The sequence below is a fragment of the Methanosphaera sp. DEW79 genome (genome assembly GCF_003266085.1).
Classification (GTDB): domain Archaea; phylum Methanobacteriota; class Methanobacteria; order Methanobacteriales; family Methanobacteriaceae; genus Methanosphaera; species Methanosphaera stadtmanae.
The window spans coordinates 12,143-29,882 of sequence record NZ_MUZW01000047.1 but is presented as its reverse complement, the minus strand read 5'-3'; the positions used below and the strand labels follow the sequence as shown (position 1 = coordinate 29,882).

The 17,740-nt window shown below is 28.5% G+C and carries 22 protein-coding genes and 1 tRNA gene; 21 read left to right on the top strand and 2 right to left on the bottom strand.

Features of this window, described 5'->3' with window-relative positions; translation table 11 throughout:
* Window positions 1-567: 567 nt before the first annotated feature.
* The 3 genes from BZ132_RS04275 (at window position 568) to BZ132_RS04265 (ending at window position 2,485) form a co-directional block, all read left to right on the top strand.
* Window positions 568-870, top strand: coding sequence for a hypothetical protein (locus BZ132_RS04275; RefSeq protein WP_286940574.1), 303 nt, complete (start codon window positions 568-570; stop codon window positions 868-870).
* Window positions 871-884: 14 nt separating this feature from the next.
* Window positions 885-1,076 (top strand): hypothetical protein, encoded by a 192-nt coding sequence (locus tag BZ132_RS04270; RefSeq protein ID WP_011406463.1) that lies wholly within the window; start codon window positions 885-887, stop codon window positions 1,074-1,076.
* 629 nt (window positions 1,077-1,705) lie between these two features.
* Window positions 1,706-2,485 (top strand): FlxA-like family protein, encoded by a 780-nt coding sequence (locus tag BZ132_RS04265; RefSeq protein ID WP_011406462.1) that lies wholly within the window; start codon window positions 1,706-1,708, stop codon window positions 2,483-2,485.
* A 178-nt stretch (window positions 2,486-2,663) separates the two neighbouring features.
* Here the strand turns inward: BZ132_RS04265 and BZ132_RS04260 are convergent, their stop codons facing one another.
* Window positions 2,664-3,875 carry an NAD(P)/FAD-dependent oxidoreductase gene (locus BZ132_RS04260; protein WP_286940573.1) on the bottom strand — a complete coding sequence of 404 codons (1,212 nt, stop codon included), beginning with the start codon at window positions 3,873-3,875 and terminating at the stop codon, window positions 2,664-2,666.
* A gap of 186 nt (window positions 3,876-4,061) precedes the next feature.
* Here BZ132_RS04260 and BZ132_RS04255 point away from each other — a divergent pair, with 186 nt between their 5' ends.
* From BZ132_RS04255 to rpsB, 14 genes are all read left to right on the top strand, one after another.
* Window positions 4,062-5,027: an RNA-guided pseudouridylation complex pseudouridine synthase subunit Cbf5 gene (locus BZ132_RS04255; protein WP_011406460.1), complete on the top strand. Its 966-nt coding sequence runs from the start codon at window positions 4,062-4,064 to the stop codon at window positions 5,025-5,027.
* A gap of 378 nt (window positions 5,028-5,405) precedes the next feature.
* Window positions 5,406-5,489: transfer RNA gene (locus BZ132_RS04250), tRNA-Ser, on the top strand.
* Between the two features lie 299 nt (window positions 5,490-5,788).
* A complete protein-coding gene (locus BZ132_RS04245; protein WP_011406459.1) occupies window positions 5,789-6,250 on the top strand; it encodes a 30S ribosomal protein S13 in 462 nt (153 codons plus the stop codon).
* Window positions 6,251-6,322: 72 nt separating this feature from the next.
* Window positions 6,323-6,871 carry a 30S ribosomal protein S4 gene (locus BZ132_RS04240; RefSeq protein ID WP_011406458.1) on the top strand — a complete coding sequence of 183 codons (549 nt, stop codon included), beginning with the start codon at window positions 6,323-6,325 and terminating at the stop codon, window positions 6,869-6,871.
* A gap of 41 nt (window positions 6,872-6,912) precedes the next feature.
* Complete coding sequence (locus BZ132_RS04235) at window positions 6,913-7,305, top strand: 30S ribosomal protein S11 (protein WP_011406457.1); 393 nt, start codon at window positions 6,913-6,915, stop codon at window positions 7,303-7,305.
* Window positions 7,306-7,326: 21 nt separating this feature from the next.
* Window positions 7,327-8,139, top strand: coding sequence for a DNA-directed RNA polymerase subunit D (locus BZ132_RS04230; protein ID WP_011406456.1), 813 nt, complete (start codon window positions 7,327-7,329; stop codon window positions 8,137-8,139).
* 5 nt (window positions 8,140-8,144) lie between these two features.
* A complete protein-coding gene (locus BZ132_RS04225; protein ID WP_011406455.1) occupies window positions 8,145-8,504 on the top strand; it encodes a 50S ribosomal protein L18e in 360 nt (119 codons plus the stop codon).
* Window positions 8,505-8,513: 9 nt separating this feature from the next.
* Window positions 8,514-8,942 carry a 50S ribosomal protein L13 gene (locus BZ132_RS04220; protein ID WP_011406454.1) on the top strand — a complete coding sequence of 143 codons (429 nt, stop codon included), beginning with the start codon at window positions 8,514-8,516 and terminating at the stop codon, window positions 8,940-8,942.
* 23 nt (window positions 8,943-8,965) lie between these two features.
* Entirely contained in the window at window positions 8,966-9,367 is a 402-nt protein-coding gene (locus BZ132_RS04215) for a 30S ribosomal protein S9 (RefSeq protein ID WP_011406453.1), read from the top strand.
* Between the two features lie 6 nt (window positions 9,368-9,373).
* Window positions 9,374-9,541 (top strand): DNA-directed RNA polymerase subunit N, encoded by a 168-nt coding sequence (locus tag BZ132_RS04210; protein ID WP_011406452.1) that lies wholly within the window; start codon window positions 9,374-9,376, stop codon window positions 9,539-9,541.
* Between the two features lie 156 nt (window positions 9,542-9,697).
* The gene (locus BZ132_RS04205; RefSeq protein WP_011406451.1) at window positions 9,698-9,889 is read left to right on the top strand and encodes a DNA-directed RNA polymerase subunit K; all 192 of its coding nucleotides are present in this window, start codon (window positions 9,698-9,700) and stop codon (window positions 9,887-9,889) included.
* 126 nt (window positions 9,890-10,015) lie between these two features.
* Window positions 10,016-11,260 (top strand): phosphopyruvate hydratase, encoded by a 1,245-nt coding sequence (gene eno / locus BZ132_RS04200; RefSeq protein WP_011406450.1) that lies wholly within the window; start codon window positions 10,016-10,018, stop codon window positions 11,258-11,260.
* Window positions 11,261-11,272: 12 nt separating this feature from the next.
* Window positions 11,273-11,458, top strand: a complete 186-nt coding sequence (locus BZ132_RS04195; RefSeq protein WP_286940570.1) for a 4Fe-4S binding protein — start codon at window positions 11,273-11,275, stop codon at window positions 11,456-11,458.
* Window positions 11,459-11,518: 60 nt separating this feature from the next.
* Window positions 11,519-12,115, top strand: a complete 597-nt coding sequence (gene rpsB / locus BZ132_RS04190) for a 30S ribosomal protein S2 (RefSeq protein WP_011406448.1) — start codon at window positions 11,519-11,521, stop codon at window positions 12,113-12,115.
* Window positions 12,116-12,198: 83 nt separating this feature from the next.
* Here the strand turns inward: rpsB and BZ132_RS04185 are convergent, their stop codons facing one another.
* Entirely contained in the window at window positions 12,199-13,050 is an 852-nt protein-coding gene (locus BZ132_RS04185; RefSeq protein WP_181454848.1) for an MEMO1 family protein, read from the bottom strand.
* A 479-nt stretch (window positions 13,051-13,529) separates the two neighbouring features.
* On the opposite strand from BZ132_RS04185, the gene mvk reads away from it, so the two are divergent.
* Genes mvk through BZ132_RS04165 form a run of 4 tightly spaced genes read left to right on the top strand, consistent with a single transcriptional unit; the run spans window position 13,530 to window position 17,739 of the window.
* Window positions 13,530-14,498 (top strand): mevalonate kinase, encoded by a 969-nt coding sequence (gene mvk / locus BZ132_RS04180; RefSeq protein WP_011406446.1) that lies wholly within the window; start codon window positions 13,530-13,532, stop codon window positions 14,496-14,498.
* A gap of 24 nt (window positions 14,499-14,522) precedes the next feature.
* Window positions 14,523-15,311, top strand: coding sequence for an isopentenyl phosphate kinase (locus BZ132_RS04175; protein WP_011406445.1), 789 nt, complete (start codon window positions 14,523-14,525; stop codon window positions 15,309-15,311).
* 33 nt (window positions 15,312-15,344) lie between these two features.
* On the top strand, window positions 15,345-16,394 hold the full coding sequence (gene fni / locus BZ132_RS04170; RefSeq protein WP_011406444.1) for a type 2 isopentenyl-diphosphate Delta-isomerase: 1,050 nt from the start codon (window positions 15,345-15,347) through the stop codon (window positions 16,392-16,394).
* A 1-nt stretch (window position 16,395) separates the two neighbouring features.
* Window positions 16,396-17,739, top strand: a complete 1,344-nt coding sequence (locus BZ132_RS04165) for an RNase J family beta-CASP ribonuclease (protein WP_286940569.1) — start codon at window positions 16,396-16,398, stop codon at window positions 17,737-17,739.
* The last annotated feature ends 1 nt before the right edge of the window (window position 17,740 follow it).

Genomic DNA, 17,740 nt, shown 5'->3' with positions numbered 1-17,740 from the left:
TTTTTTTTAAACAGTGAAAATATTAGTTTATACATCTAATATATTCTACAGAATATGAAAAATACTACTTATCTTTATTTTATATATTTAATCAAAATATTAAATTATTATCTGTTTTAACTGATAGAGAATTTAAAAAATTAATAGAAATATATTTTATGATACTAGATTACTTAAATACTAAAACTAACTTTATGAATATGGATGTGATTGTCATAATGTTTTTTTGTGGGTGTTGTTTATATTCTATAACTACTTTAACTGGATATTCCTCCTGAATAAAAAAAAATCAGTATGTCTCAAGTGATAACGACATGAAAAAATAACTTTTCTTCTTTTGAATATATTTATAAAAATAGTTGATATTTTATAGATTTTTGCTAATGTTTTATATTGTTTTATACTTGTTTTTTAATGTTTTATATGTGTTTTATGGACATATTTTTTCTATAAAATAGTTATTATCTTTTAATATTATAATAAATAAAACAATAAATTAGGTAGAAACATTTTTTTTAAAGAATGAATTTTCTTTATAATGATTATTTTTTGAGGAGTGTATTTTTTTTGCATAAACAAGAAGTAGGTAGAGATGATATTAAAACACTATATGAAACTGAAGATGTTTTATTTGAACAAACAATACTAAAATCTGATTATTTAATTTATAGTCTATGTTATGTTCCAAAACTAGATTGTTATGATATTGTAATTGAAAACTATTGTTTAGGAAAACTAGTTATATTTGAGTCACGAAAGTATATATCAAACACAACAAAAAAGTACTTTAATCTATATAAAGGTGATGATTTCACTGATTTTCATAAAAGAGAATATAAATGTCTTTCACATATCATAGAATATAAATAACTTTAGGAGTATCTATGTCAATAAAACAAATATTACTTACTTCATTAATATCCATTATACTATTTATTATACTTGAAATAATAATACTACTCTGGTTATATAGTATAGGTGTGTTACATATCATATGCTATATAATTCTTGGAAGTAGTTTAAGTGGCGGTATGGGTTTTCCTGGTATGCTAGGATTAGGTAGTATGTATATATAATTAACTTCTTATTTTTTTTATTGTTTTTTTCAATGTTTTATATATAAAACATGTAAAACAATTGTTTTATACTATATTTTTAAACAGCTTTACCTATGAGTATATACATAAATAAAGCTATTTTAATGTAAAACAATATAAAACATAGGTATGTGTTTTCTAGTGATTATTTACAAAACAATAATTATCATGTTTTATCAATGATTTATATGTAAAACAATGTAAAACAATTGTTTTATACTGTAAATGAAATATCCTTTAAAATCATTTATATGCATAAAATAAAGAAAATTAATGTAAAACAATATAAAACAATAAATTCATTTTTAGAGTAATTATTAGTTTCAGATTAATTATTATATAAAACACATGATTTACATGTAAAACAATGTAAAACATGAAAATAACAAAAACATCTAATAAGCTATTATAGACTATTTTAACACGTAAAACATATAAAACAATGTAACACAATCTTTAAATAAATTAAGATATATAATATTTTAGTAAGAAATCCATAACATGACCAATTATAAAAATAATAGATGATTATATGAACATACTATTTTATTTAATGGATCATATTGGATATTTATAGAATAAAAAAAATGTTTTTTTAGTTGATAAAAATGGCAAAAACTGTTACAATAAGAGTTAAAGATGAAGAAGGTTGGAGTGCATTTCTTCAAAAATTAGAATCAGAACATGGAACATCCAAGGGACATATAGGTCCAACTATTGAACAATTTGCTAAAGATTATACTAACGATAATATATCAGATATAAATCCAAAGGAATATAACAGACTACTTATGGAAAATAAGTCATTAATTGAAGATAATAAAAATATTCAACAAGAATTAAATGACTATAAAAATTCAATTCAAGACAATGATAACAAATCAAAGGAACAATTACAACAACTAGAACATGAAAATAAAATCTTATCTGAAAAACTCATAAGTATCCAAACAAATCATGAAGATATGGAAGCAAGATATGAGAAAACATCCCATGAAAACAAGGATTATAATAATGAAATAACTAACCTTAAAAAACAGATAAGTAACCTAGAAAAGGAAAATAAAATTCTTGATACTGGTAATGCTAATTATGAAAAAACCATAAAACAATTACAACAACAAATAGATAATCTTAACACATCTATAGATAGATTAGAAAGTGAAAATACAAGACAGAAAAAGGAAATTACCACAAGTCGTAATGATTATAAACATTCAGTTGAAGTAAGTAACAAACTTCAAAGGGACTTAAATGGACTTCATGATGAGAAAAATAAGTTCATGTTTCTTGTAGGTCAAATACAGAGTATGTCTCTAATGGATCGTATGCTGAAAAAATATCCTAAAGAGGTAAGAGAATTAAATCCATATAATGGTGAGAAATAGTAACTACTATTTTTTAAACTACTTTTTTTTATTAAAATATCACTAATATTAGATACATTGTGTATTTTATTATTTAAGAATTTTATTAAAACAACATATTTATAAAATAATATGTAAAACTCATACTTCCTATTAACTTAAAGATAAGATTATAGGTGATGTTTATTAAAAACATAACCTAAAACAATATACTTTTCATTTGTTTTGGAAATACAATTTTAAGTAATTTAATTAATTTTGTTGTTAGTGTTGGTGGAAGTTTAAATACTACTTTTAATACATCACGTTTTGATATATTTTTTAAATCTATAGTATTTGCTACACTTATTATTTTATTATATTCATCATCAGTAAATGAATAAACAATATCTCTTGCAGCAGGTAGTGTTTCTATTAAATTAAATGAAAGTTCACTGTATTTTTCATAGTATTCATGAAGTCTTTCTTTTGAATAATTTTCTTCTTTAATAGCCTTTGCTGCCACATCTCCAGCAGCCATACCACCAAGCATTCCTTCAATAATTCCTCCTCCTTCTATTGGATTTACTTGACCTGCAGCATCGCCACATATTAATAGATTATCATCGTATATTTTTTCAATAAGTCCATTTATAGGATCTCCACCTATATTCATTTCTATTGGTTGAGCATTCTTTGTGGCAGGACATTTTTCTATAAAATCCATTATATATTCATATGCTGTTTTATCAGTATTGCCTGTAACTCCAAGACCTACATTTGCAACACCATTTCCCTTTGGAAATATCCATGCATATCCTTTAAGAGCAACATCTTGTCCTAGGTAGAATTCTATTTTTTCATCATCATTATAATCTACATTACACATTTCAAATTGTGCACAGGACATCATGTTTTGTGGTGTTGTTGAATTAATTCCTAATTTTTTTGCCATTATTGATTCTGGTCCATCTGCACAGATTGCTATTTTTGCTTCTACTTCAATTGTGCCTTCAATTGAATCACATGATAGTATGAATCCATTTTCATTTCTTTTAATATCAGTTACTAATGTTTTTATCATTATCTTTGCACCAGCACGTGCTGCATCCATTGCCATGTGTTTATCAAATACTTTTCTCTCTAGTATAAATCCTTGTACTGGTACATCTTCTGATGTTACTGTAAAACTATTTCCATCTGGTGAGTGTAGTGTTGCACCATATATACGCTGTGCTATCCATCTTTCATTAGGTTCTATATTTAGCCATTTAAATCCTTCATCATACACACCTTCTGCACATCTTTTTGGAGTTCCAATTTCTGATTTCTTGTCTATTAAAACTACATCTGCCCCTCCTAGTGCTGCATGTTTTGCTGCCATAGATCCTGCAGGACCTGCTCCAATAACTACTACATCTGTTTTTAGCATAATAAATCACGATTTTTTTCTTAGTATATTTTTTTTATTTATTATATATTATATCTTTTTTATAGAAAAATATTACTAATTATAATAATGTAGACTTATTTTTATATTATAAAGAATTATAAGATATTACTATACTAATATATAATATAGAATTATATTTTTTTGTATAATGGGATTTTGATTATCATGACTGAATATGAATATAAATGTGATGTGGAAGTTAACTATGATTATGGATGTCATCCAAGAAATAGAACAATAGAGGAACATATTAATAAGGGAATTATTAACATTGATAAACCTTCAGGCCCTACCTCACATGAGGTTGATGTATGGTTAAAAGATATTATGCATGTTGATAAAACTGGTCATGGTGGGACACTCGATCCTAAGGTAACAGGTGTTTTACCTGTAGCATTAAATACTGCAACTAAATCATTATCACTTCTATTATTATCACCAAAGGAATATGTATGTCTTATGAGATTACATAAACCTGTGGATGAAGAGGATATTATATCTATTCTTGATGAATTTACTGGTAAGATATATCAAATACCTCCAGTTAAATCAGCAGTGAAAAGAGAGTTACGTGTACGTACAATTTATGAAGTAAAACTTTTAGAAATTAGGGATAATCAAGATGTACTATTTAGAATAACATGTCAGTCTGGTACATATATTCGTAAGTACTGTCATGATATTGGAGAAGCACTAGGTTGTGGAGCACACATGGCAGAATTAAGAAGAACTATGGCTGGAAGTTTTCTAGAAGATGATACTCTAACAACATTACAAGATGTTACAGATGCATATTATTTCTATAAGGAAGATGGTGATGAAACACTTCTTCGAAAGTTAATTCAGCCAATGGAACATACAACAAAGTATGTTAAAAAGATATATGTTAAAGATACAGCAGTAGATTCTATATGTCATGGTGCAAATCTTGCAAGTAGTGGTGTTGTAAAACTTGATAATCAAATTCATGAAAACAATACAGTAGCAGTAATGACACTTAAAGAAGAGTTACTTGCTATTGGTACTTGTATGTATTCTACAAATGATATTATAAATTCTGATACTAAAATTATAGTGGATATCCAAAAAGTATTTATACTACCAAACACATATCCTAAGATGTGGAAGTAATAACATAGGTGAAAAATAATAATAAATATTATTTTTAATATGATTATTCTTCAATTAGAAAAATTTAAAATTTTTTTATTAACTGTAGAACCTTTAATTTAGAGATTAGGGGCGAGGTCAATATTTAAAATTATTATTTAATAAAAAAAATAATAATTGTCATGTAGTTTACATAGATTAGCTTTGGCTATGTAAAATAAATTAATGAAATTATATAGAGAATGTTCTCTCTAAAAAAAATTCTCTAGAAATAATATAATGTATCTCTCTATAGGTAATAAAAAAGTGTTGTCTATTTGGAGAGTATGTATTGAGAATAACAAAATATGATTATATAAAAAAAACATTTGTTTTAATAAAATAATAATAAGAACAAATGCCGAGATAGTCTAGCTTGGTAAGGCGCAAGACTGGAAATCTTGTGGAGTGATCTCCTCCTGGGTTCAAATCCCAGTCTCGGCGCTTATAATTATTTTATAGAACAAAAATTGATAATCTGAAATTTCATTAAAAAAATCACTTTTTTTTTATTCAATATTATTTATTATTTTAATCAAAAAATAAAACAGAGTATTGTTTTAACTAGATTATTTCTGAATATGATTAACACATATAATAAATAAACTTTCAGATTATTTCATCTTTAATTTAATTATAAAATTCAAAGCTTATTTTTTTCTTATAAAAAAAATTACTTCAACACACATTAGAATAATCTAGATATTTTTTTTAAATATAATTTAATAAAACGGAGAATTAGCATGGCTGAACAAGAATTTAGACATATGGTTCGTATAACTCGTAAAGACGTTGACGGAAATAGTACCATAGCTACAGCTTTAACTGAAATTAGAGGAATAGGTAAAGCTTTTGCTATAGCTATATGTAAAGTATTAGACTTAGATCAAGATGCTCAAATAGGTTACATTGATGATGAGTCTGTAAAACAAATAGAAGCTGTTCTTGAAAATCCTCAAGAATTTGGAATCCCTGAATGGTTCTTAAACAGAAGAAACGATTATGAAACAGGTGAAACTAAACATTTAATAGAATCTGACTTAAACATGACATTACGTGATGATTTAAACAGAATGAAAATGATTAGAAGTTACAAAGGTAAAAGACACGAAGTTGGTCTTCCTGTACGTGGTCAAAGAACTAAATCAACATTTAGACATGGATCTTCTGTTGGTGTAAGTAGAACAAGACCTACTGGTAATTAAGTAAATTACTAAGTTAATCAAGAAATAGAAAACATTTTTTTTTTAATATAAAAATATGAAGGAGATTTGATTATGGGACATCCAAAAAAACCACGAAAACAATATGATACACCATCCCACCCTTGGAATGCAGATCGTATCAAAGAAGAAAACAGATTAGCTAACAAATATGGATTAAAAAACAAAAAAGAAATTTGGAAAGCTGAATCTAGAGTAAAAAGATACCGAAGAGATGCTCGTATTATATTAGGTATGGATATAGATGAAAGAGCAGATAAAGAAAAAGAATTATTAGATCATCTCGTAAGAGCAGGTTTCATATCACCTAATGCTAAACTTGAAGAAGTATTAGATCTTAATGTAGAAGACATATTAAGAAGAAGATTACAAAGTTTAGTATTTAAAAGAGGTTTAAGTCACACTGCTAAAGAAGCAAGACTCTTTGTTGTACATGGTCACATTACCTTAAATGGTAAAAAAATTAATGCACCAGGACACTTAGTAGAAAAAGCAGATGAAGAAAATATTGATTTCTATCCAGGTTCATCAGTTGCAAAACAATTTGAAACACAAGAAACTGAAGAAGTAGCAGCAGAAGAAGAACCTAAAGATGAAGAATAAATCTAATAAAATAATAACAATAATTAATTAAAGGTGATATAATGGCAGAAAAAGATAAATGGGGTGTAGCTCACGTTTACTCATCTTTTAACAACACTATTATAACTGTTACTGATATAACTGGTGCTGAAACTATAACACAATGGTCTGGTGGTAAAGTAGTAAGATCTGACAGACAAGAATCATCACCATTTGCAGCAATGGAAGCAGCTAACAGAGTAGCTGATGATATAAAAGAAAAAGGAATCGCTGGACTCCATATTAAAGTACGAGCTTCTGGTGGAAATGGTCCAAGAACACCAGGACCTGGTGCTCAAGCAACAATAAGAGCATTAGCAAGAGCTGGTATAAAAATTGGTAAAATTGAAGATGTAACTCCTATACCTCATGATGGTACTGGTAGACCTGGTGGTAAAAGAGGTAGAAGAGTATAAGTATTTTAAAAGGGTCATAATATGAATATAGAAATTAGAGAAAAGGATGATGAAAGAGCTGTATTCGTAGTTGAAGGTGTAGATGATACATTCATAAACACAATTAGACGAATATGTCTTGTAGAAATTCCTACATTGGCAATTGAAGATGTAAACATTTATAAAAACGATGCAAAAATGTTTGATGAAGTGTTAGCTCATAGATTAGGATTAATTCCAATAGTAACTGATTTGGATTCATATGTAATGCCATCAGAATGTGATTGTGAGTCTGGTTGTCAACATTGTAGAGTTTCATTTCTTTTAAAAGAAAAATGTGAAGAAGGTAATGATTCTAAAATAGTATATTCAAAAGATCTTAAATCAGACGACCCAGCTGTAAAACCAGTTTATGATACAATACCAATAGTAAGACTTCGTGAAGGCGAAGAAGTAGAATTAGAAGCTATAGCAGAACTTGGATTAGGATCTGAGCATGCAAAATGGCAGGCAACAACAACATGTGGATATAAATACTATCCAAAAATAGAAATTGACACTGAAAAAGTCAATGACTTAGAAGAATATGTTGAAGAATGTCCAAGAAATGTATTACAAATAGAAGATGATACATTAGTAGTAGGGAATATTGAAAATTGTTCTACATGTAGAACCTGTCAAAGATTATCAGAAAAGGATGATAATGCAATAGTAGTAGATTTTGAAGAATCAAAATACATCTTTAAAATTGAAACAGATGGATCACTAAAACCATTTGATGTTCTAACAATAGCTTGTGATATACTATCAGAAAAAGCAGATAATATCATAAATTTTGTGAATGAGGAGGAATAGGAAAAATGAAATTATCAAAAACTAACCCAAACACAATAAACTTAATAAAATCCCTCACTAAACAAGCATCTGCAGAAAATGCTCCTATATGGAAAGCTGTTGCTAACGATCTTAAAAGAGCTAATAGAAAAAACAAAGAAGTAAATGTTTACCATATAGATGAATGTACTGCTGATGATGAAACTATACTTGTACCTGGAAAAGTTTTAGGTGAAGGAAACATAACACATAACGTAACTGTAGCTGCATTTAAATTTTCAAAAGAAGCAGAAAATAAAATAGAAGCTGCAGGTGGAAAATGCCTAACAATCAAAGATCTAATGGCTGAAAATCCAAAAGGATCCAATGTTAAAATAATAAAGTAGGTGAATAGAATGGTAACAATTATCGATGGAGAAGGACTTGTACTAGGAAGACTTGCAAGTACAGTTAGTAAAAGACTCTTAGATGGAGAAGAAATTACTATCATTAACGCTGAAAAAATTATTATATCTGGTAATAAAGACTTTATCTATGCAAAGTACAAACAACGAGTAGATAGGGCAAGTATCTCAAACCCAAGAGATTTAGGTCCAAAATATCCACGTAGACCAGATGATATATTCAGAAGAACAGTAAGAGGAATGATTCCATACAGAAAAGCTCATGGAAGAGCTGCTTACAAAAACTTAAAAGTTAATGTAGGTATTCCTAAAGAATTAGAAGGACAAGAAGTAGTTGAAGTAGAACAAGCACAACCTAAAAACATAACAAAAAGTATGGAATTAGGTACAGTATCAAAATTATTAGGTGCTAAATTTTAAATAAATTCAAGGTAGTGTAAAATATGAGTAAAGTAGTACACACTAGTGGGAAAAGAAAAACTGCAATTGCTAGAGGTACAGTTAAAGAAGGTACTGGAAGAGTTAAAGTAAATCGTAAACCAGTTGAATTATACGAACCTGAATTAGCAAGATTAAAAATATTTGAACCATTAGAATTAGCAGGAGATATAGTAAATTCTGTAGATATCAATGTAAGAGTTGTTGGTGGAGGAATTATGGGTCAAGCTGAAGCAGCACGTATGGTTATTGCTAAAGGTTTAGTAGAATACACTGGTGATATGAATCTTAAAGATAGATATGTACAATACGACAGAACAATGTTAGTAGGAGATCCACGTCGTTCAGAATCTAAAAAATTCGGTGGACCAGGTGCAAGAGCAAGAAAACAAAAAAGTTACAGGTAAATTTTTATGTTACTCGTAAGATGTTTTACGTGTGGAAAAGTTATTTCAGCAAGTTTTGATGAATTCGAAAAAAGAACTAAGGCTGGAGAAAATCCAAATGATGTTCTTGATGATTTAGGAATTACAAAATATTGTTGTAGAAGAATGTTCATATCACACGTTGATGTATGGTAATGAATATTTATTAAACTAAATAAGGAGCTAATATAGAGTATTAAACTCCATTAGATAGGGACTCCTCTCCTTTTTACCTTTGGGTAGTGAGGATACTTTTAGTTAAGTTGTTGAATAGGATAAAAATAATATACTATAAAAGGAGCATTTAATTATATGCAATCTAGAAATAATACACGATTTGAAAGAGCTAGATTAATTGGTTCAAGAGCTTTACAAATTTCAATGGGTGCAAATCCTTTGGTAGAATTTACACCAGACCAAGATCCAATTAAAATAGCTATAAAGGAATATGAAGAAGGTGTAATTCCATTAGATGCAGTAGTTAAAGATGAATATGTAGATTAAATTTCTCTTATTTATTTTTAATCTCTAAGTAATAGAAAACTTTCTTATTTATACACTTATAAGAAATAAAAACATAGCCCTTTAATCAAGCAACTATTTCTACATTTAAAAAAGAGGTGTTTTTTTATGGATAGTGTAATCGAAGACGTACGTTTAAGAAAAATTATAGATAGTAGAGGAAATCCAACTGTTGAAGCAGATGTTTTAACATGGAATGGATTCGGAAGAGCAGCAGCACCTAGTGGAGCTAGTACAGGAATCAACGAAGTAACATCATTTCCTGATGGTGGAGTAGACCAAGTAATAACTGATGTTGAAGATTTAATTTCATCTGAAATCATTGGAATGGAAGCAGAAGATATTAGGGAAATTGATAATGTATTAAAAGAAATTGATGGAACTGATAATTTCTCAACAATTGGTGGAAATACAGCAGTAGCAGTATCTATGGCAACTGCAAAAGCAGCAGCATCAAGTTATAATCTTCCTTTATACAAGTTTTTAGGAGGAATAATGCCTACACAAATACCATTCCCTCTTGGAAACATGATTAATGGTGGAGCTCATGCAGGAACTAATGCACCAGATATTCAAGAATTCCTTGTAATTCCTGTTGGTGCATCAAATATAACAGAAGCAATAACAACAAATATTAATGTTCACAGAAGAATCAAAGCTAAAATTCAGGAAAAAGATAAAACCTTTACTGGTGGTAAGGGAGATGAAGGTGGATGGGCACCTAACCTTACAAATGAAGAAGCTCTTGAAATTCAATTTACTTCCTGTGAAGAAGTTAGTGATGAAACAGGCGTACTTGTAAAACCTGGATTAGATGTTGCTTCTAGTGAATTCTGGAATGAAAAAGAACAAAAATATGTATATGAACGTGAAGGTACTTCAAGAACTGTTGAAGAACAAATTGATTACATCGCAGACTTAATTGATACATATAAATTCTTCTATGTAGAAGATCCAATTCAAGAAAATGATTTTGAAGCATTTGCTGAATTAACTAGCAAATCTGGAAAAGATTGTTTAATTTGTGGAGATGACCTATTTGTAACTAATGCTGAAATATTAGCTAAAGGTATTGAAGCTCATGCAGGTAATTCCTTAATTATAAAACCAAATCAAATAGGTACTTTAACAGATACATATAATACTATAAAATTAGCAAAAGCTAATAAATATGTACCAGTTGTATCACATAGATCTGGAGAAACAACCGATGAAACAATTGCACACTTAGCTGTAGCATTCAATGCACCTATTATAAAAACAGGAGCAGCTGGTGGAGAAAGAATTGCTAAACTTAATGAATTAGTTAGAATTGAAGAAGAATTATTAAATCCTTCAATGGCTGATTTATAATCGGAGTTATCTATGATTATTAATATTAACTACGAAGATTGTAGGGGAATTGATTGTTTAGATTGTTTAGATATATGTCCCATGAATGTATTTGACACTGTGGATGATGTATTAATTATTAAAAAATTAGACAATTGTTGTGGATGTCAAGTATGTATTGATGTATGTCCAAATAATGCTATAAGTATTGAATATTAATTATCATAAGACTTGAAAGAAAATTTTAAATTAATATAATAATAAAATGAGGAAAATAAAATGTCAGAATTATTAATACCATTAGATAAGTACCTTGCAGCAGGTTTACATATAGGTACTCAACAAAAAACTAAAGATATGGAAAAATATATTTACAGAGTAAGAGCAGATGGTCTTCATGTTTTAGATGTAAAAAGTAGTAATGATAAAATAATTGTAGCTGCTAAATTATTATCTAAATATGAACCTGATGATATTCTTGTAGTATCTACAAGACAATATGGTCAATCACCTGTTAAAAAATTTGGTGAAGTTACAGGTACAAAAACAATACCAGGTAGATTCATACCAGGTACCTTAACAAATCCACAATATGCTAAATTTATTGAACCAAAAATATTAGTTGTAACAGACCCAAGATCAGATTCTCAAGCTGTAATTGAAGCAAAACAAAATGGTATTCCTGTAGTTGCATTATGTGATACAGAAAACTTATTATGTAATGTTGATGTTGTTATTCCAGTAAATAACAAAGGAAGAAAAGCTATTGCTCTTGTATATTGGTTACTTGCTAGACAAATATTAAGAGAAAGAGGAATATTATCTTCTGATGAAGAATTTGATTTAGAACCAACAGACTTTGAATTAAAAATATAAATTTGTTGGGTAATAGAAGAATCATATCTTCTATTATTTTTTTAGAGACTCTTTTTTTACTATCAAAAGACATATTTTAGAAACTATTTTTTTATTACTGCTGAGGCATATCCTACTACAGATTCATAATCATTATAAACCTCACCACTATTACTATAATTTAATATAATTGACCTATTAGCATTTACTAGTTTTGAATAGATAATGGCAGTTATTGTTGGCCCATATCCACACATTGTAATGTTGTATTTATTTATGTTATTTAATAATGAATCAATATCCATATCTTCAATTGATTTTAATATTTTTTCATCCTTATTCTTAGCACTAGTAGCATTTTCATAATGAGTCAAATCAGTACTTGCAACAACCATGATATTACGATTTAATTTCTTTGAAACATCATAAATACTATGTGCTAATTCTACACAGAAATTCTTTTGTTGTCTTGTAATTACAATTGGAACTATTTTAAATGACTTCTTTTGAATATTTGAGATGTACTGTAGAAATGGTAATTCAACTTCAATGGAATGTTCTTTTATATGTGCTTCAGGACTAAATGTGATGTTTGAATTTATTTTTTCTAATTCATTATTAAATTCACTATCAACACAAACATCCCCTATGGGTGTTTGCCAAGTGTTACTTGTTGTAAGTGATATATCATCACCATAACCTGTATGATTTGGTCCAATAATAACAACAGTATCACAAATACCACTTCTTGCAATATCACCATATGCATAACTGGCAGTTTTACCAGAATAGATATATCCAGCATGAGGTACTATGGCAGCTTTTGTTTTATATGTATTAGAAGGTGTAGTGGGTATGTTTTGTCCTGTTTTATTGAATATATTTTTAATATTTTCTTCAAGAAGAGACTTGTTTGACTCATAAAATAATCCTGCTACAGAAGGTTTTCTTATCATAATATTTTTCACTTCCATTTTTTTCTTATTTAATGTTATTACTTTTTTTTTAATAAAATTATGGTAAGCTTTATTATATAGTTTTTAGATATATATTAAATGACAAATTCTCATAAGCTAAAGAAATAGCATAACTTTTTTAAAATTTAAATAAAGTGTTATATGTATAAATGGTTTTTTATACTTGAGAATCAAAAGGGGTATTTATCTTTTATTTTTTTAATTGATAAATAATTATAATTAGATTAAATAATTCTAGATTTATTTTAGAGTATTATATGGAATGCTCTAATTAATTTAGAACTTAATTTAAATGGTGTATGAAAATTTTTTTATAATAGAAAATTCTAATTCTAATAGTTTATATTCACAACTATTTTTCTATTTATAATGAAAAAATATTATTTAAATATTTATTTTCATAATTTTCTACCTAAATTCTAATTATACAAACCTACTAATATTGTGGAGGAATAATAATGAAAATTAAGGCATTTGCACCAGGAAAAATAATATTATTTGGTGAACATACTGTTGTATATAAAAAGCCTGCAATAGCTGTTGCAATAGATAGGGGAGTTAATGTAGAGTTAATTCCACGTAATGATGATAACATAACAGTAAAACTTGACTTAATTGATTATTATAAAAAATCACAACTTGTTAATAAAAAACTTAACTATAAAATAGACAGTCAAAAGAAGATGATTACTGATTATATATATGAAGTTATTAACTTATTTGAATTTGAAAAAGGATTTGACTTAACAGTAGATATTAAAATGTATTTAGGAGCAGGACTTGGATCATCAGCAGCAGTAACAGTATCAACATTAAAGGCAGTTTCTTTATATGTAAATAAACAAATAGATAAAAAAACAATAGCACAAACAGCTCGTGAAATAGAAATTAAAATTCAGGGAGCTGCAAGTCCAATTGACACATCTATGAGTACATATGGTGGAATAATATTTATTGATGAAAACTCTAAATTAAATAGAATTGATTTTAATATGAAACTACCATTAATAGTTTCTAACTGTGAAATCAGTGGTAATACTGGAAAATTAGTTGAATCAGTACGATTAAAATATGAGAAATATCCAACAATTGTAGGAAATATTTTTAAAGCAATGGAACAAATAGCAATTGATGCAAAAGTAGCACTTGAAAAAGGTAATTCTGAATTAATAGGAGACTTAATGAATATTAATCAAGGATTACTTGATGCTATTGGTGTTAACACTACTGAATTATCAGACATGGTATATAAAGCACGTGAATATGGAGCAAAAGGTTCTAAATTAACAGGAAGTGGTGGTGGTGGATGTATTATTGCATACACTCCAGAAAATTCCGATGAAATATATAAACAATTACGTAAGGATTATGCTACATTTAAATGTGTACAATCTGATACTGGAGTTAGTGCTGAAATTATTAATTAAAACAAAAAAAGAAAGGGTATTTATATGATAATACTAAAAATAGGTGGAAGTGCAATAACAAAAAAAGATGCACAAGAACCTACTATAGATGAAGTTAACTTAGATCGTATAGCACAAGAAGTATCTGCATATAATGATGACATGGTAATAGTACATGGAGCAGGATCATATGGACATATATATGCAAAGAAATTTGGAATAGGTGATGTAATATCTAATGTAAACGATCACCTCTATAAATTAGAAGGAGTATGTAGAACACAAGCATCAGTACAACTATTAAACTACATAATTTGTGAAAAACTACATGAAAAAGGAGTTCCAGCAATAGGAATAAAACCTTCATCATTTATAGAAACAAACCAAAAACGAATCTGTGTATGTGATACAAAACTCATTCAAAAATATATTGACAATGGATTTGTACCAGTACTATATGGTGATGCAGTACTAGATCAAAATGAATATTTTAAATACGCTATATTATCTGGAGATCAGATAATTACATATCTAGCTAAGAAATTAAAAGCTAATCGTGTAATACTATCATCAGATGTGGATGGAATATATACAGATAATCCAAAGACAAATCCAGATGCAAAGTTAATAGATATAGTTACAAAAGATACAGATTTACTTTTAACAGAAAATGAAAATCAAGCCGATGTAACTGGGGGAATGGCAGGTAAAATACGAGAATTACTAGACTTAGCAGAGGATGGTATAGAATCTCATATAATAAATGCTGAAACTCCTGGAAATATAAAACTTGCAGTATCAGGACAAAAAGTTAAAGGTACAATTATAAAATAAAATCATTAACTTGATTTAAGGGAGGTTAATATGATGATATCTGATAGAAAATTAGAACATCTTGAAATATGTAAAAACAAAGACATTGAACATCATATTACAACAGGTTTTGAAGATATACAACTAGTTCATACATCTCTACCAGAGGTAAATTATGAAGAAATTGACACTTCAATAGAACTTTTTGGTAAAAAATTATCTTCACCACTAATAATTTCTGCAATAACTGGTGGACATCCATCAAGTAAAAAAATAAATGAAAAATTAGCAATAGCAACAGAAAATACCAATATAGGGATGGGTGTTGGAAGTCAAAGAGCTGGAATAACAAATCCAGAATTAACTGATACATTCACAGTAGTTCGTGATAATGCACCTCATGCTTTAATTATTGGAAATATTGGAGCTCCACAAGTAGAATATGCTCCAAAAGCTATAGAAATGCTAAATACTGATGCTTTAGCAATACATCTAAATCCATTACAGGAAATTATACAACCAGAAGGGGATGTTGATGCAAAAGGATATGTTGAAGATATAAAAGCCATATGCTCAAATACAAACATTCCAATAATAGCAAAAGAAACTGGTGCAGGAATTGGAATGGAAGATGCAAAGATCCTTGAAAAAATAGGAGTTGATGCAATAGATATTCAAGGTGTTGGTGGTACAAGCTGGGCTGCAGTAGAAACATACAGGGCAGAAAATCCAGATTTAGGAAATCTATTCTGGGACTGGGGAATAACTACAGCAGTAAGTACAGTGGAAGTATTGGAATCAACAAAAATACCAGTAATTTCTTCAGGTGGAATTCGTAATGGACTAGAAGCAGCAAAAGCAATAGCACTTGGAAGTGAATGTGTAGGTATGGCATTACCATTTCTAAAACATGCCTATCTTGGACATAACTATGTTGAAGAAAAAATAAATCAATTTACACATGAACTAAAAACAGCTATGTTTCTTGTAGGTGCTTCAAATATTGAAGAATTAAAACAAAAAAGGCTTATAATAACTGGAAAAACAAGAGAAATATTAAATGAATTAGATATAGACACAAAAAAATATGCTAGGAGGATATAATTTGACAATAGAAGTTATCGCTGTAGGTGGATACGAAGAAATTGGAAAAAACATGACAGCAATAAAAGTTAATGATGATGTAGTAATATTTGATATGGGTATACACTTAGATAGGTTACATATTCATGAAGATACAGATATATCAAGAATGCACAGCTTGGATTTAATAGAAAGGGGAGTAATTCCTGATGATACATTAATGAGGGAAGTAGATGGAAAGGTAAGAGCAATAGTATGTACTCATGGACACCTTGATCATATTGGTGCAATAGCAAAACTAGCACATAGATATGAAGCACCAATTATTGCAACACCATATACACTAGCATTAATTGAAAAAACAATCAAAGGAGAACGTAAATTTAAGGTAAATAATCCTTTAAAATCAGTTAATCCTGGAGAAAAAATACAAATTTCACCAAATTTAACACTAGAATTTGTAAGAACAACCCATAGTATACCTCAAACAATAACTGCAGCATTACACACACCAGAAGGTGCAATAATCTATGCAAACGACTTTAAATTTGATAATCATCAGATGGTATCACCACCACCAGATTATAGAAGATTCAGGGAATTAGGTAAGAAAGGTGTGAAAGTTGCAATAATGGATACAACAAATATTAAAGAAAAACAACAAAGTAAAACACACTCAGAAAAAATAGCAAGAGATCTTCTAAAAGATGTACTAAAAGGTCCACTTGAAGAGAGAAAAGGTCTTATAGTAACAACATTCTCAAGTCATATTGAAAGAATACAAGCTATTACAAAAATAGCAGAAAGAAGTAGAAGAAAAATCATGATTCTAGGTCGTTCAATGGAAAGATACTGTTCCCTTGCAGAATCAATGGGAATATTAAACTTACCACGTAATGTAAGTGTATATGGAAATTCAAAATCCATAAATAAAGCATTAGCAAGAGCAAATGATCACAGATCAAAGTATATGTTACTTGTAACAGGACATCAAGGAGAACCTGATGCATTGTTACCAAGAATAGCAAATAACAAAACAAACTTTGAAATTAAACCTGGAGATAACGTAGTATTTTCAGCTTCAACAATACCAAATCCAATAAATCTTGCAAATAGGGATTTACTTGACAGAAGACTTAAAGAAAGAGGAGCAAGAATATATAATAATGTACATGTATCAGGACATGCAGGACCTGAAGATATGAGAGAATTTATAAGAATGCTACAACCACAACATTTAATACCTGCACACGGTGATTTAAGTCACCTTGCAGCATTTGTAGAATTAGCAGAAGAAGAAGGATATAAATTAGGAAACGATGTTCATATACTAAGAAATGGACAAGCACAAGTATTTAATAGGTGAT

Bases quoted from the DNA above. Each gene is read 5' to 3' on its own strand.
- BZ132_RS04270 (WP_011406463.1), top strand. From the start codon at position 885: ATGTCAATAAAACAAATATTACTTACTTCATTAATATCCATTATACTA.
- BZ132_RS04265 (WP_011406462.1), top strand. From the start codon at position 1,706: ATGGCAAAAACTGTTACAATAAGAGTTAAAGATGAAGAAGGTTGGAGT.
- BZ132_RS04260 (WP_286940573.1), bottom strand. From the start codon at position 3,875: ATGCTAAAAACAGATGTAGTAGTTATTGGAGCAGGTCCTGCAGGATCT.
- BZ132_RS04255 (WP_011406460.1), top strand. From the start codon at position 4,062: ATGACTGAATATGAATATAAATGTGATGTGGAAGTTAACTATGATTAT.
- BZ132_RS04245 (WP_011406459.1), top strand. From the start codon at position 5,789: ATGGCTGAACAAGAATTTAGACATATGGTTCGTATAACTCGTAAAGAC.
- BZ132_RS04240 (WP_011406458.1), top strand. From the start codon at position 6,323: ATGGGACATCCAAAAAAACCACGAAAACAATATGATACACCATCCCAC.
- BZ132_RS04235 (WP_011406457.1), top strand. From the start codon at position 6,913: ATGGCAGAAAAAGATAAATGGGGTGTAGCTCACGTTTACTCATCTTTT.
- BZ132_RS04230 (WP_011406456.1), top strand. From the start codon at position 7,327: ATGAATATAGAAATTAGAGAAAAGGATGATGAAAGAGCTGTATTCGTA.
- BZ132_RS04225 (WP_011406455.1), top strand. From the start codon at position 8,145: ATGAAATTATCAAAAACTAACCCAAACACAATAAACTTAATAAAATCC.
- BZ132_RS04220 (WP_011406454.1), top strand. From the start codon at position 8,514: ATGGTAACAATTATCGATGGAGAAGGACTTGTACTAGGAAGACTTGCA.
- BZ132_RS04215 (WP_011406453.1), top strand. From the start codon at position 8,966: ATGAGTAAAGTAGTACACACTAGTGGGAAAAGAAAAACTGCAATTGCT.
- BZ132_RS04210 (WP_011406452.1), top strand. From the start codon at position 9,374: ATGTTACTCGTAAGATGTTTTACGTGTGGAAAAGTTATTTCAGCAAGT.
- BZ132_RS04205 (WP_011406451.1), top strand. From the start codon at position 9,698: ATGCAATCTAGAAATAATACACGATTTGAAAGAGCTAGATTAATTGGT.
- eno (WP_011406450.1), top strand. From the start codon at position 10,016: ATGGATAGTGTAATCGAAGACGTACGTTTAAGAAAAATTATAGATAGT.
- BZ132_RS04195 (WP_286940570.1), top strand. From the start codon at position 11,273: ATGATTATTAATATTAACTACGAAGATTGTAGGGGAATTGATTGTTTA.
- rpsB (WP_011406448.1), top strand. From the start codon at position 11,519: ATGTCAGAATTATTAATACCATTAGATAAGTACCTTGCAGCAGGTTTA.
- BZ132_RS04185 (WP_181454848.1), bottom strand. From the start codon at position 13,050: ATGATAAGAAAACCTTCTGTAGCAGGATTATTTTATGAGTCAAACAAG.
- mvk (WP_011406446.1), top strand. From the start codon at position 13,530: ATGAAAATTAAGGCATTTGCACCAGGAAAAATAATATTATTTGGTGAA.
- BZ132_RS04175 (WP_011406445.1), top strand. From the start codon at position 14,523: ATGATAATACTAAAAATAGGTGGAAGTGCAATAACAAAAAAAGATGCA.
- fni (WP_011406444.1), top strand. From the start codon at position 15,345: ATGATATCTGATAGAAAATTAGAACATCTTGAAATATGTAAAAACAAA.